Annotated in this window: 18 protein-coding genes, 1 tRNA gene and 1 pseudogene; 13 read left to right on the forward strand and 7 right to left on the reverse strand. The window is 58.1% G+C overall.

Annotation, left to right across the window (positions count from 1 at the left end; translation table 11 throughout):
* Window positions 1–67 precede the first annotated feature (67 nt).
* A tRNA-Thr gene (locus P5704_012390) sits at window positions 68–143 on the forward strand.
* 635 nt (window positions 144–778) lie between these two features.
* Here P5704_012390 and P5704_012395 read toward each other — a convergent pair.
* The 5 genes and pseudogenes from P5704_012395 to P5704_012415 all read right to left on the reverse strand — a co-directional run bounded on the left by P5704_012395 (window position 779) and on the right by P5704_012415 (window position 5827).
* A pseudogene (locus P5704_012395) lies at window positions 779–1589 on the reverse strand (ISL3 family transposase).
* Between the two features lie 128 nt (window positions 1590–1717).
* A complete protein-coding gene (gene lspA / locus P5704_012400; GenBank protein ID WOF76883.1) occupies window positions 1718–2239 on the reverse strand; it encodes a signal peptidase II in 522 nt (173 codons plus the stop codon).
* A gap of 53 nt (window positions 2240–2292) precedes the next feature.
* Window positions 2293–3732: an apolipoprotein N-acyltransferase gene (lnt, locus tag P5704_012405; GenBank protein WOF76884.1), complete on the reverse strand. Its 1440-nt coding sequence runs from the start codon at window positions 3730–3732 to the stop codon at window positions 2293–2295.
* Between the two features lie 294 nt (window positions 3733–4026).
* Window positions 4027–4788 (reverse strand): ZIP family metal transporter, encoded by a 762-nt coding sequence (locus P5704_012410; protein ID WOF76885.1) that lies wholly within the window; start codon window positions 4786–4788, stop codon window positions 4027–4029.
* Window positions 4789–4930: 142 nt separating this feature from the next.
* The gene (locus P5704_012415; protein WOF76886.1) at window positions 4931–5827 is read right to left on the reverse strand and encodes a cation transporter; all 897 of its coding nucleotides are present in this window, start codon (window positions 5825–5827) and stop codon (window positions 4931–4933) included.
* A 98-nt stretch (window positions 5828–5925) separates the two neighbouring features.
* On the opposite strand from P5704_012415, the gene cadR reads away from it, so the two are divergent.
* On the forward strand, window positions 5926–6360 hold the full coding sequence (gene cadR, locus P5704_012420; GenBank protein ID WOF76887.1) for a Cd(II)/Pb(II)-responsive transcriptional regulator: 435 nt from the start codon (window positions 5926–5928) through the stop codon (window positions 6358–6360).
* Window positions 6361–7153: 793 nt separating this feature from the next.
* Here the strand turns inward: cadR and P5704_012425 are convergent.
* On the reverse strand, window positions 7154–7552 hold the full coding sequence (locus P5704_012425; GenBank protein WOF76888.1) for a hypothetical protein: 399 nt from the start codon (window positions 7550–7552) through the stop codon (window positions 7154–7156).
* Between the two features lie 175 nt (window positions 7553–7727).
* Between P5704_012425 and P5704_012430 the strand changes: the two genes are divergently transcribed.
* The 7 genes from P5704_012430 (at window position 7728) to P5704_012460 (ending at window position 17972) form a co-directional block, all read left to right on the forward strand.
* On the forward strand, window positions 7728–8318 hold the full coding sequence (locus tag P5704_012430) for a hypothetical protein (GenBank protein WOF76889.1): 591 nt from the start codon (window positions 7728–7730) through the stop codon (window positions 8316–8318).
* A 270-nt stretch (window positions 8319–8588) separates the two neighbouring features.
* The gene (locus tag P5704_012435; protein ID WOF76890.1) at window positions 8589–10085 is read left to right on the forward strand and encodes a class I SAM-dependent DNA methyltransferase; all 1497 of its coding nucleotides are present in this window, start codon (window positions 8589–8591) and stop codon (window positions 10083–10085) included.
* An 89-nt stretch (window positions 10086–10174) separates the two neighbouring features.
* Window positions 10175–11707 carry a class I SAM-dependent DNA methyltransferase gene (locus P5704_012440; GenBank protein WOF76891.1) on the forward strand — a complete coding sequence of 511 codons (1533 nt, stop codon included), beginning with the start codon at window positions 10175–10177 and terminating at the stop codon, window positions 11705–11707.
* Complete coding sequence (locus P5704_012445; GenBank protein WOF76892.1) at window positions 11700–13619, forward strand: ATP-binding protein; 1920 nt, start codon at window positions 11700–11702, stop codon at window positions 13617–13619. The genes P5704_012440 and P5704_012445 overlap by 8 nt, the downstream gene beginning before the upstream one ends.
* A gap of 57 nt (window positions 13620–13676) precedes the next feature.
* Complete coding sequence (locus P5704_012450; protein ID WOF76893.1) at window positions 13677–15581, forward strand: AAA family ATPase; 1905 nt, start codon at window positions 13677–13679, stop codon at window positions 15579–15581.
* Window positions 15578–17257 carry an ATP-dependent helicase gene (locus P5704_012455; GenBank protein WOF76894.1) on the forward strand — a complete coding sequence of 560 codons (1680 nt, stop codon included), beginning with the start codon at window positions 15578–15580 and terminating at the stop codon, window positions 17255–17257. The genes P5704_012450 and P5704_012455 overlap by 4 nt, the downstream gene beginning before the upstream one ends.
* The gene (locus P5704_012460) at window positions 17247–17972 is read left to right on the forward strand and encodes a restriction endonuclease subunit S (GenBank protein WOF76895.1); all 726 of its coding nucleotides are present in this window, start codon (window positions 17247–17249) and stop codon (window positions 17970–17972) included. The genes P5704_012455 and P5704_012460 overlap by 11 nt, the downstream gene beginning before the upstream one ends.
* 15 nt (window positions 17973–17987) lie before the next feature.
* Here the strand turns inward: P5704_012460 and P5704_012465 are convergent.
* A protein-coding gene (locus P5704_012465; protein WOF76896.1) for an IS3 family transposase occupies window positions 17988–19138 on the reverse strand; the annotation gives its coding sequence in 2 pieces (ribosomal slippage) (window positions 17988–18901 and window positions 18901–19138; 1152 coding nt in all).
* Window positions 19139–19149: 11 nt separating this feature from the next.
* On the opposite strand from P5704_012465, the gene P5704_012470 reads away from it, so the two are divergent.
* From P5704_012470 to P5704_012485, 4 genes are all read left to right on the forward strand, one after another.
* Entirely contained in the window at window positions 19150–19671 is a 522-nt protein-coding gene (locus P5704_012470; GenBank protein WOF76897.1) for a restriction endonuclease subunit S, read from the forward strand.
* Window positions 19672–22659 (forward strand): HsdR family type I site-specific deoxyribonuclease, encoded by a 2988-nt coding sequence (locus tag P5704_012475; GenBank protein WOF76898.1) that lies wholly within the window; start codon window positions 19672–19674, stop codon window positions 22657–22659.
* 528 nt (window positions 22660–23187) lie between these two features.
* Window positions 23188–23472: a helix-turn-helix domain-containing protein gene (locus P5704_012480; protein WOF76899.1), complete on the forward strand. Its 285-nt coding sequence runs from the start codon at window positions 23188–23190 to the stop codon at window positions 23470–23472.
* Window positions 23462–24343 (forward strand): toprim domain-containing protein, encoded by an 882-nt coding sequence (locus P5704_012485; GenBank protein ID WOF76900.1) that lies wholly within the window; start codon window positions 23462–23464, stop codon window positions 24341–24343. The genes P5704_012480 and P5704_012485 overlap by 11 nt, the downstream gene beginning before the upstream one ends.
* Window positions 24344–24351 lie beyond the last annotated feature (8 nt).

The following is a 24351-nucleotide window of genomic DNA, read 5'->3' on the forward strand; positions in this document are numbered from 1 at the left end:
ACTGCAAGTCACCGTAACCAAACGGTTTACTCGCCGCGCGCAATGGATATAATGGCGACCCTCACTTGCCGGTATAGCTCAGCTGGTAGAGCAACTGACTTGTAATCAGTAGGTCCCGGGTTCGACTCCTGGTGCCGGCACCATATAGAACAAGGCCCGCAGCGATGCGGGCCTTTTTCGTTTCTAAGCCGGGCTAGCGCCGGGCTAGCAGAACGCTAGGCTTTGCCCCCCCTTGGCGCCCATTATCCCATCAACCTCGCAGCAGCCAAAACGCGCACCGGATCTGATGCTTATTGACTGGCAGCCTGCTGGTTATCGATGGTGACTAAACCGGCCAGCGCCGAAAGCTATAGCGTCGACAGATGAGCGTCATCAAGCCACCAGCCGTCAAGCAAACCAAGCTGTGTTTGTCCATTCCCGACATGCAGACTTGAGTGCAACAGGGTTATTGAATTGAATATGCGGCATCACGCTGCGCATCCCGCTGATCATTCATAAGCTCACCCCTAAGCCGGGCTTTCCAAAAAACCCTTTGGAAACGGTCCCGACCAGGTTAGGTGTTGATAGCTCCTGGGCGCCGCGAGCCGATACCACACCTCAGGCGGCGCCTGGCTTACCGGCCGCCGGCAATTAGTCGCGAACCGTCTGGCCGGGACTGTCGACGGCGATCGATTACACACGAAAATCCGTAGAGCCTAAAGCCGAAGCGTTAGTACGAACTAATATTCTAGGGTATCCGGATTAAGTGGTTGATGGGCCTTCCAGCCCCATCCAACCCTTAGTCCTTCCAGAAGGTTGATAGATCGACACCGAAGTTCTTCTCAGGCTCGGGGAGTCCCATGTTGTAGGTCATGGTGGCTCTGCCCAGAAACGGGGATTCCTTGACTTGTGGCGCCTTCTTCTTGTGCTTGGTGGTATAGAGCATCCGGGCTCGCATTACCTCGAACGAATAGCCCCGGCCATCACGGTTTTTGTCCTTGGCTAGGCGGTTTATCGACTACGTGAAAGCGTTGGTGATCGGGATGTCGGTCTCAAAGTAGGTCAGCATCTCTTCACGCCAGCCACTGACGGCGCTGACGAGATCCTTCCAAACCTCCTTCTGCCCCTGAGGGATGTTGTCAATCCAGGTGGCGAGAGCCTGTTCGGCACCACGCCGATTGGTACAGTCCCAGATATGGTAGAAGCGCTCCTTGTGCTCGTAAGCCGCCAAGAGCTGGGGGGAATGCTCCTGTCCAGGTCTCCATGATGAGCCGTTCGCGGTCTGAAACGTCGTGAGCGCGCTTCAGCAGGATTTTCCGGTCACCTTTGAGGGTCCGGCGCTGATTGGGCTTCAACTCCTTCCTTAGGCCTTTGCGGATCTTCTCTAAGGCCTCGTTGGCCATGCGCACGACGTGGAACTTATCGACCACGATACGGGCCTGTGGCAGCACCGTCTGGAAGGCGCGGCGGTAGGGCTTCCACATGTCCATGCTGACGATCTCGACCTGGTGGCGGTTGGCCATGCTCATGAGGCGTCTTGTCACCCTCTCTTGCTGACGACCGGGTAGCAGGTCCAGCAGGGTGCGCTCTTCCAGATTGGTTAGGATGCAGCAGAGCCCTTGGCAGCAGTCGTGCATCAGGAACGTACAGCTGGCTCATGAAGGCGTGCCGCCTTATCAAGGCCCAGGACGCGCCTATTCCGGAAGTCAAGCATGCGATAGCGAAGACGCTAGGCGATTCAGCGGCGGCGGCTGCCTGGTTGATGTCGTATTTCCGCCCAAATAAAGAGGGCGACACCGAGGAAGATCCATACGTCCGCTAGGTTGAACGATGGCCAGTGCCACTGGGCATAGTGAAAATCGAGAAAATCCTCTACGTAGCCTAACCGCAAGCGATCTGCGACATTGCCCAACGCGCCGCCGAGGATCGCACTGAGGGCGAGCCGATAACTCAGTACGCGTGGTGAACGCCAAAGCCAGTACACCAGTAATATCGAGATAACCAGGGCCAGTCCGATGAAAAGCGGCTGCTGCCAACCGCCGACATCCGCGAGAAAGCTGAAGGCCGCCCCCGTATTGTGGCGGTGGACCCAATTGAAGAAGGGTGCGGCAGGCACGCTTTCACCATGCGCTAGCATGGTGCTGGCAAGGTACTTGCTCGCCTGATCGACAAACAGTAACAGGAGCGAGAGCCACAGCCAGCGCATCGCCTTTCCCGGCTCGTGGGCTTTCTCTGCGAGCCGACTGCCATAAGTAGACATATCCCCTTCCTCCTGACCCAATCTAGAATTTGCTCGCTGCTAAATAACAAGCGTCATGTACCCAACCGATGATGCCGACGAATTCGACGGAGCAGGAGCAGGCCGAGTCCGAGTGCGGTCAGGCCAAGGACAGGCCAATCCCGCCAGCGCACATAAGGGGGCGCGCCAGTTCGCGGTGTCACTTCGGCGCTGAGGGTGGCCACTTCGAACTGCGGAGCACGCTTGAGCACTTTGCCCTCATGATTGATGGCTGCTGTGATACCGGTGTTCGTGGCTCGAAGAAGGTCACGTCCGGTTTCGATGGCACGCATGCGTGCCATCTGGAAATGCTGGAGGGGGCCGAGCGAGCTGCCGAACCAGGCATCGTTGCTGACATTCACCAGTAACTGCGCTTCGGGCAGAAGCTCAGTGACTTCGGCACCAAAGACCGCCTCGTAGCAGATGAGTGCCCCTACGGGCACCCCTGCTGCATTCAGGACGTGCGCTTCCCGTCCCGGTGTGAAGTCGGACATGGGCGCCCCGAGCACGTCGAGGGCCGACCCCAAAAGATCCCGAAACGGAACATATTCACCGAAGGGCACCAGGTGGCGTTTGTAGTAGAAGCCTGAGGGATCGGAGAGGCTTACCACGGCGTTGTAGGTACGGCCCTCCGCCTCGCGTACCGGGACGCCAATCATTAACGATGTGCCTGCCTGATCGGCTAACGCCTCAAGCTCAGCAAGATATGCTTTGGCCTGGTCATGCCACATCGGGATTGCCGCTTCTGGCCAGATCACGATATCGGCTCCGAGATGCTGCGCGGTAAGCGCCTGATAGCGCTCAAGTGTGATGTCCCGGTATCTCGGGTCCCATTTCTTGTCTTGCGCGATGTTTCCTTGCAAGAGGACGACATCGATCGGGTCAGCGGCTGGCTGCGTCCATTCACGATCCAGCAGTTGCAAGCCGGCGAGGGTAGCGACTAACACGGCACCGACTACCGCAGCACGGCGCAGGCTTGGCCCCTGGACAACCCAGGCAAGCCCGCCAGCGAGAAGTGCCACCAGTAAACTCACGCCAAGCACGCCAAAGACGGGAGCGATAGTGGCAAGTGTGGTGTCGGTCTGGCTGTAGCCAATGAAGAGCCAGGGAAAGCCGGTCAAGAACCAGGTGCGCATCCATTCACTCAGCACCCATGCCGCAGGTAGCCCTAGCCAGAGTGCCATTGCATCCATCTCAGGGCGCAGGCAGCGCACGAGGTACGCGACGCCCCATGGAAAGAGGGCGAGCAGCGAGACAAAGGCCGCCGTGACTAACACCGCCACCACGGGGCCATTGCCGTACTGGCTAATGCTGATAAAGACCCAGGAGACACCCACGCCGAAGTAGCCAAGGCCAAAGAGGTAGGCCGACCACAGCGCCTGACGCCTTGAAGACTGCGCGGTCAGGACAAAAAATGTTGCCAGAGCGATCACCGCAAGCCATGCCCAGCCCACAGGGGCAAAGGCAAGCGGCATGGCGCCTCCAGCAAGTAGAGCCATCCCCCCTGTCAGAAGCGGCTTATAGCGCACGCCCGTGTATAGGCTAGAGGGTAGCGCGCACTTATCACCCAATGCTCTCTCGCCTCCGAATCCAGGATCAACCCTGTGGCTCATGCTTTCTTGCTCCGCTTAATCAAGCTGCGTCAATTCATTCGGCCGGCTGGCCAGGGTGGCAAAGTGAATGTTTCTGGACTCGACTAGGTGCGCCGTAAGCTGGGAGCTGCTTCGTATTCGGCCAGCACGACAGTGGCTGTGTTGGGGAGCAGTACGTTAGCTTTGCGATACCACCCCTTCCAAGCCCGCTGATACCAGAACGAACAGGACGAAGCCGCCTATGAAAGCCAGCGGTGAGATGTGCGTATCGTCACCGCTCTCGTGAGCCTCGGAGACCATATCTTCGATGGCAGCGACCGTGAGAAGGCCTGCCGTGAACGTCAGTGCCGCTAGCTTAAATGCCTCCGGCTGGTTCCTGAGTACGAAGTAAGCAAAGACGGCTGCCGAGAGCACAGGAATCGCGAAGGAAGCAGAGAGCAGTATCCGCTTGCTACGAGGGATTCCTTTATCTTTCATGGTGGCGATCGTCGCAAAGCCCTCAGGAACATCGGCGAGAACCTGACCCGCCGCCAGGATTATCGCGACCGACGGTGAGACCGCCGACCCCGCCCCGATCAGGAGGCCATCGCTGAACAGGTCGATGGATACGGCGATATAGATCATCCAGACACTCGTCTGACCGCCTTCTCCCTGCTGGCCTTGTCGCTTCTGGAGACTCTCAACGAGCTTCTCGATACCTACGTAAGCAATGCCGCCCAGCGCGAAAGCGAGGGCGATTACCCAGGCTGAGAGGTTCTCTAGCACGCGCGGCATGATTTCAACCGCCACCACCGCAATGACGAGGCCGGCAGCGCCGTGAAGGGCGTAATTGAGACGGCGCCCGGTAGTTCGGGAGGCCTCCGCAGCGAGCCCACCACTAAAATTGCCTAAGGCGGGCAACAGCGCCAGGCCGAGTACCAGCCAGATACTATCCATCATCTTCCTTCCTTGGTTGATTCCTAGATACGCTACCTTGCTGGCTCCGAGCCTTCGCGCTATATGCTGTCGTTCAGGCCTAGCGCGCTTGTACAGCCACTTCGATCAAGTGTCCCAGGCATCGATAGCTGCGTACCGTGCAGCCTCACCCCTTGAGCGCCAGGATGCGCCGAGCGCCGTTGAGGACGATCAGGCCCACGATGGTACCGATAATCAGGTCAGGGTAGCTGGACCCCGTCCAGGCGACCAAGGCACCGGCGGCGATGACGCCCATGTTGATCACCACATCATTGGCCGAGAATATCCAGCTTGCCTTCATATGCGCGCCGCCTTCGCGGTGCTTGGATATCAACAGCAGGCAACCGGTATTGGCGATCAACGCGACGAAGGCGATCGCCATCATCATCAGCGATTCAGGCTCACTACCGAAAACAAAGCGTCGCACCACCTCGACGAGTACGCCGATAGCCAAAATCAGTTGCAGTACCCCTGCCAGATGCGCGGCACGTACCTGCATTTTCGCACTGCGCCCTACGGCATAGAGAGCCAGGCCATAGACGGCTGCATCGGCAAACATATCCAGGGAATCAGCGATCAGGCCGGTAGACTGGGCGATCAGGCCAGCAGTCATTTCCACCACGAACATGATCGCATTGATACCGAGCAACACGCGCAGAGTGCCTGACTCCTGCGTAGCAGAGACTGCCGAGCTCTCAGCGGCCTTGATCGTCTCTGGGTCGGCAATGACGGTTTCCTGAAGAGAGGCGCCTAGCCCCAAGGTCGCCAGTTTCGCGGTAATGGGCTCAGCCTCGCCGTCATGCACGACCTCCAATCGGCGGTTCGACAAGTCGAAGGACAGCGTTCGAATCTCATCAAAGCCGTTCAGCGCCAAGCGGATCATCCGTTCTTCTGAGGGACAATCCATCTTCGGCACAGCATACACGCTGACCCATTCCCCTGACGCTTCGGAGGAGACCGGCATATCGGTATCCGCTGCAGGCGTTGCATCGCAGCTACATGGGCCACCACAGGCTTTACTCACGATACGGCTCCAGTTAACCAACATAGATTGCTAGTATTAAAAACTATATAGCTACTATAAGGTCAATGGGACAGATGATCCGTTGAGGAGTAAGCCTGATGCGCATTGGTCAGTTAGCCCAGATAGCGGGTATCGACACGCAGACGATCCGCTTCTATGAGCAGCAGGGCCTGTTGCCGCCGCCAGAACGGCAGGAGAATGGTTACCGTGTCTATACCGAGAAGCATGGCGAGTGGCTTGCCTTTATCCGCCGCTGCCGAATTCTGGACCTGTCACTGACAGAGATTCGCGAGCTACAGAGCTATCAGGACGACCCTCGCCAGCCTTGTACCGCCGTCAACGCCATGCTCGATGACCACATCTCTCATGTGCGGTCGCAGATAACTGCTCTGCAAGCGCTTGAGCAACAACTCGTTTCACTGAGGGCGAGTTGCAACGAGGGTCGGGAGATCAATGCCTGCGGCATCCTGACGGGGATCAGCGAGGAGAGCAAACAACAGCTGTATAGGGCTAGCTCAGGCCGTAAGGACTGAGCAGAGACATGCCGGACCTTGCAGTGACATTGTGAATGCATGGTGTGTTGATCGCGAAGCCTCACTGCGTATCTCGGCATGCGAACCTGGGCGTTGCTGCAAACTTGCAGGGGCCGTGAAGAAGAGTCGTCATCAACCAGGTAATCCGCTGAGCTGATGGTTGGTTCCGTCATCATGATATGAGCCAATCAACCAAAAAATCCGGATACCCATATTCTATTGCAAAGCACTTGAGGCCCAGCTGTTCCGACTGTACCGACAGGTCAGGGCCCTTCGGCAGGTACTGACGAAACAGTCCGTTGATATTCTGTTTGCTGCCGCCAGGTAGCCGCTGATGCGCTTAACCAGGTCGCCTTCCCAATGACAGGACATCAGACAGACTTCTGATCTCCGGCGGGCGACGTAGGTTCTCTACGTCTGGGTATGTTCATGCTGCGCATGCTGGCCGGCAACCTGCTCATGAGACAAATGCTTGCAACATATGGGCCACTCGAAGTGCTCGGTCTCTGGCAATAGCTTGCCCCTAGGTCGGCACGCTCACGCGGGGGCCTGCATGCGCTGCTGGGCTGAAGTAGTGGCCGCCGGCGTCCCGGTTGCGACGCAGGTCCACGGTTAAGGATCGAGGGAAATCATCCTGATCAAGTATGCAAACCCTGTGAAGACTGAGCTCCTAGGCATGGCCAATCTGAATGGTAGTGCGCTTTTCAACATTCGGAGTAGTCGTAGGAGGGGCAGCGCCATAACGAAAGGCCTGGTGTTGCACTCAGTTTGCGGCCGCCCTACTGCAAAAGAATCAACCTCGCTGGCAATCTTCAACTGAAGGCAGCATAGGCTTGATTAATTTTATACTTCGCCCAACCCTCAACCGACAGTTGATCGTCAAAATACGAATCGATCCGAGACTCTCCATAACCTCTTCACGTTCAAATGGAAAGTCCGCCAAAAACGATTCAACAACTGCCAGTATCGAACAGACCCTATAATACAACGCCATGTCAACTTGCTTCAGATCCCCAAGCACTAAGAAATAAGCCTTCGAGGAAATAAGCCAATAGCGATAACTAAAATCAGAATATTGAAAGCCTCGCACTGAGACGGTACCGAGCAAGGACTGGAGGCTCTTCAACAAGACAGCCGTCCGACGAAGCACATTAAGGCTTTGGATAGCTTGCCGAGCATGTATGCCAGCCATGACATTCTCCGCTTTATCTCGACACAACTATTATCACTCGCTACAAACCTTCCGCGCTTCGCGTAAACGCCCTTTTCGCTCAATTACACAGCGCTCTAGCGCGCCTTTCTCGTTGCAGGATACATCTCACAATGCCTAGCAGAATGGCACCACCAAAACAGCATTGAGGTATAAGATGCAGAAAAACAAACTGAGCCTAGCCATCGCGGAGCTTCACGAAAATGCAAATGCCTCAAAGGTAGTGTTCAGCAGCGAAATCCAGCGAATTGTTAGTTTATTGTTTTATTTTGCAGAAGCTGTTGTCGAAAACTACAAAGCCTCCAGGAGGCTAGATCAAGAAAGCAATCCGAACTTTCGATTCTGGACCCACATCTGCAGTATCGAGCAAGGGGTCACAGCAGTAACAATCAGATGGCGAAAGTATTCTGGAAAGTCCAAATTCTCCACCCCAATCGACACTACAGAACTTGTTGACTTTAAGCTTCCAGCCAGGGCTTTCAAGAAATGCACGAAGAGCGAAAAGAAAGCAATACTTGAAGCTGAGCGGAACTTCGGAATAGTCCGAAAAATCAGCTCACATTTAGCTAGAACACTTGAATCAATGCGAGCCATACAAGATATAACAAATATTTCGCTAGACTCCCCGCCCCAACCAATGGATCCCGAAGAAAAGCGAATACTGGATGCGCTTGAACATTTAGATCGTATAAGTCAAGAACACGCTGAGCTTGATAGGGCTGCGGTTCGCCGCATGCTGGGCCTGTAGCCCCCCTCTACGGTACAGCCTTTGATCTGTACCGTAGGGGAGGGGCTGAGGACAAGGATAGATATGTCTCTAGGCCCTACCGGTTCAGGGTCTTCGTGCCGTGCCCTCAAAAAAAGGCAATGCCCATGCCTTAGATAGAGAGGAAGCTCTGAATGTTACCGTCAAAACTAAGCCTCCACGGCTATAGCCGCGTATCATCGTCGGTTAACCGAGCGTGCACTCTTCGCGCGCACCAAGAACACCTGAACCGTACTCAGAAGATCATCACCGTTGCGTACCCACCAGATCACCTTAGCTCAGCTTGAATCGCACCTTTGGGTATCCGCCAACATCCTGCGCGGCCCGGTGGACGCAGCTGACTTCAAGACCTACATCTTTCCGCTGCTCTTCTTCAAACGCATCTGCGATGTCTGGGACGAGGAATACGCCGAGATCGTCGAGGAGAGCGGCGACGCAGAGCTGGCACTGTTCCCCGAGTCGCACCGCTTCCAGATCCCCGAGTTCTGCCACTGGGAGGACGTGCGGGAAAAGTCGGTCAATGTCGGCTCAGCCCTGCAGTGGGCCATGCGCGCCATCGAGCGAGCCAACCCCGAAACCCTCTACGGTGTGTTCGGCGACGCCCAGTGGACCAACAAGGAGCGCCTCTCGGATGCGCTGCTGAAAGACCTGATCGAGCACTTCTCGCGCCTGCCCCTGGGTAACCGCAACGTGGCATCTGACGTGCTGGGGGACGCCTACGAGTATCTGATCAAGAAGTTCGCCGACGCCACCAACAAGAAGGCTGGTGAGTTCTATACCCCGCGCAGCGTGGTGCGCCTGATGATCGAGATGCTCGATCCGAAAGAAGGCGAAACCATCTACGACCCTGCCTGCGGTACGGGCGGCATGCTGCTGGCCGCTGTCCAGCACGTGAAGGAGCAGCACGGCGACGTCAAACGCTTGTGGGGCAAGCTCTACGGCCAGGAAAAGAACCTAACCACCTCCGCCATCGCCCGGATGAACCTGTTCCTGCATGGCATCGAAGACTTCCAGATCGTTCGCGGCGACACCCTGCGCAACCCGGCGTTCTACGATGTCGACCGCCTGGCCACCTTCGACTGCGTGATTGCCAACCCGCCGTTCTCGTTGGAGAAGTGGGGGGAAGAGCTGTGGGCGAACGATCCCTTTGGGCGAAACTTCGCCGGTGTACCGCCGTCCGGCTCCGGCGACTTCGCCTGGGTCCAGCACATGGTCAAGTCCATGGCCAAGGGCAACGGGCGCATGGCTGTGGTACTGCCGCAGGGGGCGCTGTTCCGCAAGGGTGTGGAAGGCACCATTCGCCAGAAGTTGCTGGAAATGGATCTGATCGAGGGCGTCATCGGACTGGCCCCGAACATCTTCTACGGCACCGGCCTGGCCGCCTGCATCCTGCTGCTGCGCCTGCGCAAGCCCGAGGCCAAGAAGCGCAAGGTGATGATTGCCGATGCCTCGCGCCTGTTCCGCCGTGGCCGGGCGCAAAACTTCCTGGAGCTCGAACACGCCAAGCAGATCCAAGTGTGGTACGAGTATTTCGCCGATGTGCTGGACGCCGTGCGGATCGTCGACCTCGACGAGATCAAGGCCGAAGGCTGGACGCTGAATATCTCGCGCTACGTGCTGCCACCGTTGCAGGAGGATATCCCGCCGCTGCCGGAAGCGATTGCAGCCTTTAAGGAGGCGCTCAACCGTTGCCGCGAGGCGGAAGAACGGCTCGTGCAGGTCATGACTGAAGGAGGATGGTTGCAATGAGTTCAGACCGCCCTTTCAAAGACAACAAGATCTTCACTGAAGAAATGGCGAACGCTGCGCGTATACGCTTGAAGGAAAAGTTTGCTCAAATGGAACAAGAGAAGCTAGGCAGTCCTAAGCGCATCACTCAACAGGAACTGGAAAGCTATCTCTGGGGCGCAGCAGTCCTGCTGCGCGGCCTCATCGATGCCGGCGACTACAAGCAATTCATCTTCCCGCTGCTGTTCTTCAAGCGTGTCTCCGACGTATGGGACGAGGAGTACCAGTCCGCCCTGCAAGAGTCGGATGGTGACCTGTCCTACGCTGAGTTCGCCGAGAACCATCGCTTCCAGATCCCGACCGGCGCGCACTGGCGCGATGTCCGCCAGGTGCCGATGAATGTTGGCATGGCCATCCAAAAAGCCATGCGCGATATCGAGGCGGCCAACCCGGAGCTGCTCGACGGCATCTTCGGCGATGCGGCCTGGACGAACCGCGAGCGCCTCCCTGACGAGACCCTCAAGGACCTGATCGAGCACTTCTCGACCCAGACCCTCTCGGTAGCCAACGTGCCCGAGGACGAGCTGGGCAACGCCTACGAGTACCTGATCAAGAAGTTCGCCGACGACTCCGGCCACACCGCCGCCGAGTTCTACACCAATCGCACCGTCGTGCACCTGATGACCCAGCTGCTCAAGCCCCAGGCTGGCGAGTCGATCTACGACCCCACCTGTGGCACCGGCGGAATGCTGATCTCCGCGCTCGACGAGGTGAAGCGCTCCGGGGGCGAGTACCGCACCCTCAAGCTCTACGGTCAGGAACGCAACCTGATCACCTCGTCCATCGCCCGGATGAACCTGTTCCTGCACGGCGTCGAGGACTTCCAGATCATCCGTGGCGACACCCTCGCGGAGCCCAAGCACATTGCCGGCGACCGCCTGCGCAAGTTCGACGTGATCCTGGCCAACCCGCCGTACTCGATCAAACAATGGAACCGCACGGCCTGGGAGCAGGACGCCTGGGGGCGCAACTTCCTCGGCACGCCGCCTCAGGGACGCGCTGACTACGCCTTCCAGCAGCACATTCTCGCCAGCCTCAGCGACAAGGGCCGCAGCGCGGCGCTATGGCCGCATGGAGTGCTGTTCCGTAACGAGGAGCAGTCGATGCGCGCCAAGATGGTCGAGCAGGACTGGGTCGAGGGCGTCATCGGCCTTGGGCCGAACCTGTTCTACAACTCGCCGATGGAGTCCTGCATTCTGATCTGCAACCGGCACAAGCCTGCCGAGCGCAAGGGTAAGGTGCTGTTCATCGATGCCGTCAACGAGGTGACCCGCGAGCGGGCGCAGAGTTTCCTCAAGGCCGAGCAGCAAAAGCGCATCCTCGATGCCTGGCAGGCGTTTGCCGACGAGCCGGGCTTCGCCCGCGTGGCCACCCTGGACGACCTCGCCGGCAACGGCTTCAACCTGTCCATCCCGCTCTACGTAAAGCGCCAGAGCGGTAGCGCCTCGGCAGGCCAGCCGGCGCAGAGCTTGCAGGAAGCCTGGGCCAGCTGGCAGGACTGCGGCCGGACGTTCTGGCTGCAGATGGATGAACTGGTGGAAACGCTGGATGGGCTGATCGCGCAGGAGGGAGCCGATGCGTAGCGCCATCGAACTGCTGGACGAGCTCAATGCGGTGGACGAGTCCGCCCGGATCGAGGCCAAGCGTTCCAGCGACATCGGCAAGTCGGTCATGGAGACCGTGGTCGCCTTCGCCAATGAACCCGGCCTGGACGGTGGCTACCTGCTGCTGGGGGTGGACTGGGCGGTCAACGACAAGGGCGATACCGTTTACCGGCCAGCGGGACTGCCTGATCCGGATAAGGTGCAGCGTGATCTCGCCAGCCAGTGCGCCAGCATGCTCAACGTCACGCTGCGCCCGGAAATGCAGCTGGAACAGGTGCAAGGCAAGACGCTGCTGGTGGTCTATGTGCCCGAGGCCGATGTCACCCAAAAGCCCATCTACAAGAAGGCCACGGGCCTGCCGGGTGGCGCCTACCGCCGTATTGGTTCCAGTGACCAGCGCTGCGTAGATGAAGATCTGTGGGTGTTGCGGGGGGAAAGTCAGCCCCTGCACGGCCCCGATTTCAGTGTCCTATCCGATGCCCGGATGGACGACTTCGACCCTGCCGCCATTGCCGCCTACCGGCGTGACCGCGCTCGCATCAATCCACAGGCAGAAGAGCTGGCCTATGGCGACGCAGACATGCTCGAAGCCTTGGGGGCGGTACGGCGGGTGGACGGCACGCTGCAACCGACGCTGGCCGGCATCGTGCTGCTCGGCAAGCCGCTTGCCCTGCGCCGCCTGCTCCCTATGGTGCGCATCGACTACATCCGTGTACCTGGTACCGAGTGGGTGGAAGACCCGGAAAACCGCTTCCAGTCCATCGACATCCGCAAGCCTCTGTTGCTGGCGTTACCGCAGGCCGAAGCCAGCATCATCGATGAGCTGCCCAAGGGCTTTCGCCTGCCCGAGGGCCAGTTGCACAGCGTTCAGGAGCCCATCCTGCCGCGCAAGGTGATCCGAGAGGCGCTGGCCAATGCTGCAATGCACCGCAACTACGCCCAGCACAGCCCGACGCAGATCATCCGCTACAGCAACCGCATCGAGATCCGTAATGCTGGTTACTCCCTCAAGGAGCCGGCACAGCTGGGCCAGCCCGGTTCGCGCCTGCGCAATCCGGCCATCGCGGCGGTGCTGCATGATCTGCACCTGGCCGAGGCCAAGGGCACCGGCATTCGTGCCATGCGCCGGCTGGCGGCCGATGCCGGCCTGCCACTGCCAGAGTTTCACTCGGACCGCCAGGCCAATGAGTTCAAGCTCACCCTGTTCCTGCACAATCTGCTGACGGAAGAAGACCACGTCTGGCTGCGCAACTATGCCGGCAGCAATCTGGGTTCCGATGAGGCCAAGGTGCTGATCTATGTGAGAGCCACCGGAGCGGTGGATAACACCGCCTGCCGGGATTTCTGCGGCTCGGATACCCTGGCCGCCAGCCAGGTGCTGCGCCGGCTTCGCGACCGCGGCCTGCTGCTCAAGCAGGGCGCGGGTAGCCGCACCTACTATGTACTGAACTCGGCGGAGCACGCACCGCGAGCCGAAACCGTACAGGCTGAGCTGCCCTTGGAAATCCCCACAAGCTCAGGGGAGGATGTGGTTATTTCGGCAAATCCCCACAAGCTCGACCCGCAATCCCCACAAGCTCTTGTGGGGATTCCAGCGGAATTGCTGCAACGCATCCAGGCGGCGGGTCTGAAACCGCGCCAGGCCACGGTGCGTGAACTGCTGCGCGAGCTGTGCGCGCTGCGTCCCTATACCGCTCAGGAGCTGGCGCAGATCCTCGGGCGCAAGGACTCTCGCGAACTCACCCGCATGCACCTCAAGCCCATGCGCGAGGCCGGCATACTGACGCTGCTGTATCCGGAAAGCGAAAAGCATCCCCACCAGGCTTACCGGACAGTGAGGGAAGACAAGGAGCAGGATGGCAATGCAGAAAGTGCATCCAAGACCCGCTGATGGTTAGCTTTGAGCACCCAACGAACTGCAGGCACAACAATCAGGAAGTTAAGAAGTATGAAATTGCAGACGCTTCGCCTGTCAAACTTTCAATCTTTTTGTTCAGAGCCAACAGAGTTACGGCTCGATGAGATCACGTACTTAATAGGCCCCAACGGTTCCGGTAAAACAGCTGCGCTCCAGGCGCTGTGCCGCTTGTTTGCTTTCGATCCATCATTGCGTCGCATCCTGCGATCGGACTTTCACGTCCCCTTCGATGAGGAGCGCGCGCCGGAAGAACGTCAGCTCTGGATAGAGGCCGATTTCCTATTCCCGGAGTTGGCGGAAGATGAAGACAACAGCACCGTTGCTCCTCACTTTGGCCACATGCGGCTTGATGAGGCAGATGGCGTTCCGCGTGTACGTTTTCGCCTCAGTGCCACCATGGGGCAGGATGGCGACATAGAAGAGACCTTGGCCTATGTCTTGGATATCAATGCAGATGGTTCGCCGCTCAACACAGCGCAAGTGCCCAGATCTGAGCGCAACCATATACATGTCCACTACTTGCCAGCCCGCCGTGATCCAGCAGATCACATTGCCTACGGCGCCAATGCGTTGCTTGGGCGCATGCTGCGCGCGGTGAATTGGGATGCGGAGCGTGATGTCATCAAGGGTCTCACTGACCAGATCAGCGACAGTCTAGCGGCCAACCCATCGGTAGATGCCTTCAGCACAAGCTTGAAAGCGGCTTGGGACACTTTGCACAAAGGCCGTTTCTTTACCGACCCGAAAATCACCTTCGTGGCCTCTGAGATTGAAGCCTTGCTGAGGCATATGTCGGTTTCCTTTTCGCCCGGGCACGATGAGCAGTTGGTGGACTTCGCGCGCCTGAGCGATGGCCAAAAGTCTATGCTCTATCTTTCCCTAGTGCTGTCGTCACAGGCCATTGGTCGAGCCGTACTGGCCGAAGAAGACCAGTCATTCGACGCTGACAAGTTGCGTCCACCTGTTTTTACTTTGGTGGCAGTCGAAGAGCCCGAAAACAGCCTTTCACCCCATTACCTGGGGCGAATCGTCAATGCCCTGAACGTGATGACCGGTAGCGGCGATGCGCAAGCCCTGATTGCCACGCACGCTCCGTCGATGCTGCGACGCGTTGCTCCCGAACGGATCCGGTATCTGCGCCTGACCGAGGAACGAACATCGCGCGTTACTCATATCCAGTTACCCGACATCACGGACGAAGCACACAAGTTTGTGCGTGAGGCCGTGCAGGTCTTTCCGGAAGTCTATTTCTCCCGCCTTGTGGTGTTAGGAGAAGGCGACAGCGAAGAAATCGTGCTTCCACGACTCCTTCAGGCCAAAGGTGCTCCAGTTGACGAGTCAGCTGTCTCGATAGCGCCCCTGGGTGGGCGCCACGTCAATCACTTCTGGCGCCTATTGTCTGCCCTGCAGATTCCCTATCTGACGCTGCTAGATCTGGATGTCGCGCGCTATCAGGCCGGATGGGGGCGAATCAAGTACGTCAACGACCAGTTGGCGGTGCATGAACCAGGAAAGGTGCTTCCTGCAGACCATGGCATTCCCAAGTGGAATGATGCAACTGACAAGGTTCGAGCTTACGCAAACTACAGATCTCTGCTCGAACTGCGAGATGTGTATTTCTCGTTTCCCATGGATCTTGATTTCGCGATGCTGCTCGCCTACCCGGACGCCTATGGCGTGGTGAAGGAAGATCCCGATGATTCAACGATTAAGGCTGTCCTAGGGAAAAGCCATTACGACGCAAACCAATACAGCAAGGACGAACTGAAGTTGTTCGGCACATATCACCGCAGCTTCAAGCTTGGCAGCAAACCGGCAGCGCATATTGATGCGCTCGCCAAGCTCAGTGATGAGGACATGCTCGCGAACATGCCCGAATCTCTCGGACGCTTGGCCGATGCCGTGATCGCCAAGCTTGCGGAGTTGCCTGAGTGATAACCGTCGATGCATGGCTGCCCGCAGATGGGCTGACACTTGAACCCAACGCCCTGCGTGCGGCAAAGGAGCAAGTGCACTGCCTGGCGCTAACGGCGGGCCCTGGTGCGGGTAAGACCGAAATGCTTGCGCAGCGGGCTGACTTTCTGCTGCGTACAGGCACTTGCCGCTATCCCAAACGAATTCTGGCTATCTCGTTCAAGGTTGACGCCAGTAGCAACCTGAAGGAGCGGGTAAAGCGCCGTTGTGGCTCTGCGTTGGCTTCGCGGTTTGACAGCTACACCTTTCACGCTTTTGCCAAACGCATTATCGACCGCTTCCGGCCGGTGCTAACGGGTGACTATGCGCTGGATGCCGGATACAAAATCGCTGATCGCAAACCTGGTCCCTCCCGCAGCCTCATCGAGTTTGCTGACCTGGTTCCGCTGGCGATCCAGATTCTGCAGAAATCAGAGATGGCACGTAACGCCATCCGTCAGACCTACAGCGATGTTTTTCTGGATGAATTCCAGGACTGCACCAATCTGCAATACGAACTTCTGAAGCTCGCTTTTCAAGGCACCAACATTCGCCTGACCGCAGTGGGCGATACCAAGCAAAAGATCATGGGCTGGGCGGGCGCCTTGGACGGAATCTTCCAGACCTTCGCTGCCGATTTCACGGCGGTACCGCTCAATATGTACCGCAACTTTCGTTCGAAGCCGCGCCTGCTGCGCCTGCAGAACAAAATTATCCATGTGCTCGACCCTACGTCCGTCATGCCCGATGATCAGCTTGCCGGCGATGAGGGCGAGGTATTCGCTTGGCGCTTCGAAGACAGCCGCAAGGAAGCTGAATATTTAGCAGACTTGATTGATGGCTGGATAAAGACCGAACAGCTACCTCCGGCGGAAATTGCGGTTCTTATTTCCAAACAGCTTGATCTTTACGCCGACCATCTGATGGCTGCGTTGGAGGCACGCGGCATTCCCTTCCGCAACGAGCAGCAGATGCAGGACATCACGGTCGAACCCGCCGCCCGCTTGATTGTGGACTATCTATCTTGTCTCTACGGCCAGCGCGAGCCAAAAGCCTGGATTCGGCTAATGAATCAGCTGGTTCCTTTCGCGGATGAGGATGTTCAGTCGAACGCACGCAAGGATTTTGATCAACTGATCAAAAAGCAACGGAAAGAGGCGGCCATTAACGGCCTGATCACGGAGCCTTTTTCTGGCTGGTGGGAGTATGTTAGATATTTCTTGAGGCAAATCAATATTGAAATTCTCGTTGCGTTGTCGCCGGACTATGAGTCTCGTGATCGTCTCAACGAAGTCGTTCGAAGCACTAAGGTGCGCATTGAGGAATTGCTCAATCTTGAGCCCGATTTACCTAAAGCCCTTGAACGGTTTTCGGATGACCAGGCGGTACGCATCCTGACCATCCACAAGAGCAAAGGCCTTGAGTTCGACTCAGTCATCATCATGGCCGTCGAAGACGAAATCTTCTTCGGCAATCAAGCTGAGAACCGCTGCGCATATTTTGTCGGGGTATCTCGTGCCAAGAAGCGACTGGTTCTTACCCATGCAGATCATCGAGAACGGCCTGCCGGGGCGAAGCGTTGGGAGGAGCAACGCTCTCCCAAGGCTGAATATTTTGAATACGCTCTGCCGTTCGTGAGGCAACAACATGAAAAATGAATCTCTAAAACCCGGCTGGCGTCGGGTAAAGTTTGGCGATGTGGTGCGTCAAGTTAAGGACAAGGTCGATCCAAAAACCTCCGGCCTGGAGCGTTATGTGGCCGGCGAGCACATGGATACCGATGACCTCCGCATTCGGCGCTGGGGTGAGATCGGGTCAGGCTATCTTGGGCCGGCGTTCCACATGCGTTTCAAGACAGGTCAAGTGCTGTATGGCTCGCGGCGGACCTACCTGCGCAAGGTTGCCGTCGCTGACTTTGAGGGGATTTGCGCCAATACCACATTCGTCTTGGAACCAAAAAAACCGGAAGAACTTCTTCCAGAGTTCTTGCCGCATCTGATGCAGATAGATGAATTCAATGATTTCTCTATAAAGAACTCGAAAGGGTCTGTAAATCCATACATCAATTTCTCAGACTTGGCTGAATTTGAATTCTTGCTACCGCCGGCAGTGGCGCAACAGTCGGCTGTCGCTTTGCTGATGGCTTCGAAAGACCAGTGCCATGCCATTGAAGAGGTAGTTGTCGCTGCTCGTCGAATGCTACAAGCGTTCAAGGACTCTCTGCTTGAAGGCTATCGACAAGAAGAGATAAAGCCCTACCTGCTTGGCGATCTGTTACTAGGCTCACCAGATAGTGGCTGTAGCGCTCCACCGAAGGAGGCAGGCACTGGTTATTTCGTGCTCGGGTTGGCAGCACTGTCCCGTGATGGGTGAATCGCCCCGGCTTTCCTAGACACTCTCCAAGCTCTGGAAATAACGCTTTTCAAACTCCACTGGCGACAGCTGCATAGCGCTGCTGTGCCGGCGCTTGGGGTTATAGAACATCTCGATGTAATCGAACACATCACTGCGGGCTTCTTCGCGAGTGCCGTAGGTTTTCCGTCGGATGCGCTCCCGCTTCAGCAACTGGAAAAAGCTTTCCGCGACCGCGTTGTCGTGACAGTTACCGCGTCGACTCATGCTGCTGATTAGGTTGTTGGCCTTTAGGAAGCTCTGCCAGTCCGAGCTGCTGAACTGGCTGCCCTGGTCGGAGTGGATCATCACCTCCTGCCTGGGCTTGCGCCGCCAGACCGCCATCAACAACGCATCGATGGCCAGGTCGCTGCACATCCGTGGTTTCATCGACCAGCCGATCACCTGGCGCGAAAACAGATCCAGCACCACCGCCAAGTACAACCAGCCCTCATAGGTGCGGATGTAGGTGATGTCGGTGACCCAGACCTTGTTCGGCTCGCTGACCTTGAACTGCCGCTCCAGGCGGTTGGGCGAAGCCACCGTCGGCTTACCGCCGTAATAGCCGGGGCGCCGACGATAACCGGTCTGCGAACGCAGCCCCTCCACCCGCATCAGGCGAGCCACGCGGTGCCGGCCACAGGACTCGCCCAGCTCACGCAGGTCGTCGTGGATCTTGCGGTAGCCGTAGACCCCGCCGCTTTCCAGCCAGGCATGCTTGATCAATCCGAGCAGGCGCTGATCTTCCTTCTCGCGTGCGGATTTCGGCTCGGCCAGCCAGGCGTAGTAACCGCTGGGATGTACCTGGAGGGTCTGGCAGAGACGCCGTACCGGGTACTCCACCGACAGCTTGCTGATGACGGCGTACTTCAGCCGGACTCCTTGGCAAAGTACGCGGCGGCCTTTTTTAGGATGTCTCGCTCTTCGGTCACCCGCTTGAGTTCCGCGCGCAAGCGACGCAGCTCGGCCTGTTGATCATCTACCTGCTGCCGCTGTGCTTGGGGCTTGCTGTAGCGCTTTACCCAGGCGTACAGGCTGTGCGCGGACACGCCTAGACGCTCCGCCACATCGGCAACGCGCAAACCGCGCTCGGTGACTTGCTTGACCGCTTCGATCTTGAATTCTTCGGGGTAACGCTGGTTGCTCATGGCACCTCCTGATGGGCCTCATTATGAGGCTTGGAGGTGTCTACGAAACCAGGGGCGATTCAGGGTACGTTTCCGGGGACTTCAAGCCCGTAGAGCCAACGACTAAGATGCTTGCAGCAAAGCTCTCGAAAGGAGACATGCTGATATCTCGCTCCAACACAGTGGACCGGGTTGGATATGTTGGAATATTTAGCGATGAGCGTGACGACGTATCCTTTCCAGACACAATGATGAGACTCAGACCAAACCCATCATTGGTATTTTCCGGATATCTGGAAGCCTTGTTGCAGACGACTTCTGCCCGTGAATTTCTGATGCGAATTGCAGCAGGCACTAGCGCGAGCATGAAGAAGATCAATCGCGCCAACTTGCTTCAAATGCCCTTAGAAATACCGAGTCTTGATGCTCAAGCATCAGCACTCAAAAAACTGCAGGCGCTCAACAGCACAATAGTTTCACAGCAGTCTCGGTGGGATGACGCCCGGCAGTTAGCGAAGCTAATTTCTATCAAGGAAATTGGGGGGGCTGCATAATTGTTCAACGAGTCAAATACCGTCGAAGCCTACGTCCGCGATCTGCTCGCCGGCCCCCTCAAGCCCTCCAAACCGGGCAGCCTCCAGGAGGCCGCAGCGCCCTACAGTATCGGCAGCAAGGGCATCGGCTGGAGTCATGTCGCTCCTGCCGAGATGCCGCGGCAGATCCAGGAGGTGCTGGTCGAACCCTGGCTACGCGCCGCGCTGATCCGCCTGAACCCCGAGATCGCCGAGCAGCCCGACCGTGCCGACGAGGTGCTCTACAAGCTGCGCGCCATCGTGTTGTCGGTGCGCTCGGATGGCCTTATCCGCGCCAACGAGGAAATGACCGCTTGGATGCGCGGCGAGCGCTCCATGCCGTTCGGCCCGAACAACGAGCATGTGCCGGTACGCCTGATCGACTTCGCGACGCCCGAGCAGAACCAGTACGTACTGACCCAGCAGTTCGTCTATCGTGCCGGTGCCACCGAGCGCCGCGCCGACCTGGTGCTGCTGGTCAACGGCCTGCCGCTGGTACTGATCGAGGCCAAGACGCCGACCCGTAAGGCGGTCAGCTGGGTGGACGGCGCCCTGCAGGTAAATGGTGACTACGAGAAGTCCGTCCCCGAGCTGTTCGTCTGCAACGTGTTCTCGGTGGCCACCGAGGGCAAAGAATACCACTACGGCTCCATCGGCCTGCCGGTGAAGGACTGGGGGCCCTGGCATCTGGATGGCGAAGGCAGCGATGCCTTGCAGCATCCGCTGAAGAGCCTGCAGCGCGCCGCCGAGAGCATGCTGCGACCCCATGTAGTGCTGGATATCCTCGCCAGCTTCACCCTGTTCGCCACCGACAAGAAGCAGCGGCGGATCAAGATCATCTGCCGCTATCAGCAATACGAGGCGGCCAACCGGATCGTCGAGCGGGTGCTGGCCGGTTATCCGAAGAAGGGCCTGATCTGGCACTTCCAAGGCTCGGGCAAGTCGCTGCTGATGGTGTTCGCCGCGCAGAAGCTGCGCATGCACCCGCTGCTGAAGAACCCCACGGTGCTGATCGTGGTGGATCGGATTGACCTGGACAGCCAGATCACCGGCACCTTCGCCGCCGCCGACATTCCCAACCTGGAAAAGGCCGACTCCCGCGACAAGCTGCAGCAGCTGCTCGCGCAGGACGTGCGTAAGATCATCATCACCACGATCTTCAAGTTCGGCGAGGCTGATGGTGCGCTGAACACGCACAGCAACATCATCGCCTTGGTGGACGAGGCGCACCGCACCCAGGAGGGCGACCTCGGCCGCAAGATGCGCGAGGCGCTGCCCAATGCCTTCCTGTTCGGCCTGACCGGCACGCCGATCAACCGCGCCGACCGAAACACTTTCTACGCCTTCGGCGCCGACGAGGACGAGAAGGGCTACATGAGCCGCTACGGCTTCGAGGAGTCGATCCGCGACGGCGCCACGCTGCAGCTGCACTTCGAGCCGCGCCTGGTGGATCTGCACATCGACAAGGCAGCCATCGATGCCGCTTATGCCGAGATGACCGGCAGCCTGTCCGACCTGGACAAGGACAACCTCGCCAAGACCGCCGCCAAGATGGCGGTGCTGGTGAAAACGCCGGAGCGCATTCGCCGGATCTGCGAGGACATCGTCCAGCACTTCCAGAGCAAGGTGGAGCCGAACGGCTTCAAGGGGCAGATCGTCACCTTCGACCGGGAGTCCTGCCTGCTGTTCAAGGCCGAGCTGGACAAGCTGCTGCCGCCCGAGGCCAGCGAGATCGTCATGTCGGTGCAGGCTTCCGACAAGAAGGAACATCCCGAGTACGCCGCCTATGACCGCTTGCGTGACGAGGAGGAGCGGCTGCTGGATCGCTTCCGCGATGCCAACGACCCGCTGAAGCTGATCATCGTCACCGCCAAGCTGCTCACCGGCTTCGATGCGCCGATCCTGCAGGCGATGTACCTGGACAAGCCACTGCGCGACCACACCCTGCTGCAGGCGATCTGCCGGGTGAACCGCACCTACTCGGAGCAGAAGACCCACGGCCTGATCGTCGACTATCTGGGCATCTTCGACGACGTGGCCGCCGCGCTGGAGTTCGACGACCAGAGCGTCAAGCAGGTGGTCAGCAACATCCAGGAGCTGAAGGACAAGCTGCCCGAGGTCATGCAGAAGTGCCTTGCCTTCTTCCCCGGCGTGGATCGCATCCAGGAAGGCTACGAGGGGCTGATCGCGGCCCAGCAGTGCCTGCCCAACAACGAGATGCGCGACAACTTCGCCGCCGAGTACAGCCTGCTCAACAAGATCTGGGAAGCGCTGTCGCCCGATCCGCTGCTGGGCGCCTATGCCGTCGACTACAAGTGGCTGAGTCAGGTGTACCAGTCGGTGCAGCCCTCCAGCGGCCACGGCAAGCTGATCTGGCACTCACTGGGCGCCAAGACCATCGAGCTGATCCATCAGAACGTGCATGTCGATGCCGTGCGCGACGATCTGGACACCTTGATCCTGGATGCCGACCTGCTGGAGGCGGTGCTGTCCAATCCCGAGCCGAAGAAGGCCAAGGAAATCGAGATCAAGGTCGCCCGGCGCCTGCGCAAGCACCAGGGCAATCCCAAGTTCAAGAAACTCTCCGAGCGCCTGGACGCGCTACGTGACCGCTTCGAGTCAGGGGTGCTCAACAGTGTCGAGTTCCTCAAGCAGTTGCTGGAGATCGCCAAGGAAGTGCTGCAGGCCGAGAAGGAGGTGCCGCCCGAGGAAGACGAGGATCGCGGCAAGGCAGCCCTCACCGAGCTGTTCAACGAGGTCAAGACGGAGGAAACGCCGATCATCGTCGAGCGGGTGGTGGCTGACATCGACGAGATCGTCCGCCTGGTGCGCTTCCCCGGCTGGCAGGACACCCTGGCCGGCGAGCGGGAAGTAAAAAAGGCCCTGCGCAAGGCTCTGTTCAAGTACCGCCTGCATCAGGAAGAGGAGCTGTTCGAGAAAGCCTACAGCTATATACGGCAATACTACTAGCAACCGCCCAACGCTGGCTCATGGAAACGTTGGCATGCCCCGCCTGCAGGGCTCATTTATTAATTATCGCCGATAGCAAAAAAAGCTTTCAGTCTACGTTTATATGGTTGTGCAACATTGAAGGGCCCATTACAGGGTTGATAGGTAACAGCTCATTCTTTTTATCATCACGTTTTCATGATTAGCTGCTCGCTTCGCTGAAGCGAGCATTGCCTTAGCCGCATCATACGGCGAAGCTGCTCGCTACCTAGGGATAAGCTACAACACCGAAGTCATGGACCCGTCCGCGCTCAAGCGCAGTGACTAACTCGCTTCGCGAAGGTTATCTGTCGGCACTTACTTCGGGCGACGTAGCCAGAAAACCGGCTGCAATGGTCTCGTTTCGCGCCTCTCAGAGTGGACCCTCACGGCGCTGAGAGTCCGATTGTCAGCCTAATTGCAGAAAGTCCTCAATTAGGCGAAACACAGCCAACCGGCTTCATAAAAGAATAGGCATGACGGTGAACCGCCGTACATGTAGGAGTTTTTATGAAGCCCGAAAAAACCAGCCTCAATTATGAGGATGCTCGCAGCGAAATCACCTCTCTGTTAGGAAGCGATATCAAACATGCGCCTTTCCTCCTCACTCCGGATGAGGTCGCGTTTGTCTTGGGAGTAAAGCCGATCACCTTGGCCACGTGGCGATCCACTGGCCGTTATAGCCTGCCTTATTTGAAAATTGGCCGCTGTGTGCGCTATCGCGTGAGCGATCTTGCGACTTTTTTGGTCAGCCGCCGCGGAACGCACACGGGAGAGCTGCACAATGATCTCTGATCCGGTAGCGCTGTTCCGTGGCGAGCTGGAGCATCGGTTTGGCCCAATCAAGCTGTGTCCTGTTCCGGACGGGAGAATTCACCGATTCCACGTACCCTACGACCGTACTGGTTCCCGAAACGGATGGTACGCCCTGCATATCGATGGCGCTTTTTCCTGCGGCGCTTTCGGGAGCTGGAAAACCGGTGAGCGGTTTACCTGGAACAGCCTCAAAGCCTCCCACCCCATTGAGGCCAATGTGCTACGGCAACAACTAGAACGGTCTAGGCACCAGAGGGAAGCTGAGCGGTGCCAGCTTCAGCAGGCTGCCGCCCGGTACGCATGCCAGCTGTGGAGCCAGGCTGGACCGGCTGAGCCGCACCACCCTTACCTAGCCAGCAAGGGTTGCGAGGGCCACAACCTGCGTCAGCTTGGTGGCGCGTTGCTGGTCCCGCTCTACTACGCAGGCCAGTTAGTGAACCTGCAGCGAATTCATCCAGACGGTAACAAAAGGTTCCTGCGAGGGGGACAGATTACTGGCTGTTATGCACCTCTTGGAGCCCCAGTAACAGGCCAACCGCTTTATATCTGTGAAGGTTGGGCAACTGGAGCGACCCTCCATGAGTCCACCGGTGCATCGGTGGCCTGCGCAATGAATGCCGGCAACCTGCTGACGGCTGGCCGGGAACTGCAACGGAGGTACCCGGATACGGAGCTGATCATCGCAGGTGATGATGATCGCCAAACGCGAGGTAATCCTGGTCGTGCCGCTGCAACCTCAGCTGCCCAGACGCTCAGCATCGGACTGGTTTTTCCAGCTTGGCCTGAAAACGCTCCGTTGTCGCTCAGCGATTTCAACGACCTGCGCCAATGGCGGGAGGGATACGCATGAACGCATCG

It is taken from the genome of Pseudomonas sp. FeN3W, assembly GCA_030263805.2.
Lineage (GTDB): Bacteria > Pseudomonadota > Gammaproteobacteria > Pseudomonadales > Pseudomonadaceae > Stutzerimonas > Stutzerimonas stutzeri_G.

Excerpts from the sequence above, each read along its gene's own strand:
- lspA (WOF76883.1), bottom strand. The coding sequence starts at position 2,239 with ATGTCTACTTATGGCAGTCGGCTCGCAGAGAAAGCCCACGAGCCGGGA.
- lnt (WOF76884.1), bottom strand. The coding sequence starts at position 3,732 with ATGCCGCTTGCCTTTGCCCCTGTGGGCTGGGCATGGCTTGCGGTGATC.
- P5704_012410 (WOF76885.1), bottom strand. The coding sequence starts at position 4,788 with ATGATGGATAGTATCTGGCTGGTACTCGGCCTGGCGCTGTTGCCCGCC.
- cadR (WOF76887.1), top strand. The coding sequence starts at position 5,926 with ATGCGCATTGGTCAGTTAGCCCAGATAGCGGGTATCGACACGCAGACG.
- P5704_012425 (WOF76888.1), bottom strand. The coding sequence starts at position 7,552 with ATGGCTGGCATACATGCTCGGCAAGCTATCCAAAGCCTTAATGTGCTT.
- P5704_012430 (WOF76889.1), top strand. The coding sequence starts at position 7,728 with ATGCAGAAAAACAAACTGAGCCTAGCCATCGCGGAGCTTCACGAAAAT.
- P5704_012440 (WOF76891.1), top strand. The coding sequence starts at position 10,175 with ATGGAACAAGAGAAGCTAGGCAGTCCTAAGCGCATCACTCAACAGGAA.
- P5704_012445 (WOF76892.1), top strand. The coding sequence starts at position 11,700 with ATGCGTAGCGCCATCGAACTGCTGGACGAGCTCAATGCGGTGGACGAG.
- P5704_012450 (WOF76893.1), top strand. The coding sequence starts at position 13,677 with ATGAAATTGCAGACGCTTCGCCTGTCAAACTTTCAATCTTTTTGTTCA.
- P5704_012460 (WOF76895.1), top strand. The coding sequence starts at position 17,247 with ATGAAAAATGAATCTCTAAAACCCGGCTGGCGTCGGGTAAAGTTTGGC.
- P5704_012470 (WOF76897.1), top strand. The coding sequence starts at position 19,150 with ATGGGCCTCATTATGAGGCTTGGAGGTGTCTACGAAACCAGGGGCGAT.
- P5704_012480 (WOF76899.1), top strand. The coding sequence starts at position 23,188 with ATGAAGCCCGAAAAAACCAGCCTCAATTATGAGGATGCTCGCAGCGAA.
- P5704_012485 (WOF76900.1), top strand. The coding sequence starts at position 23,462 with ATGATCTCTGATCCGGTAGCGCTGTTCCGTGGCGAGCTGGAGCATCGG.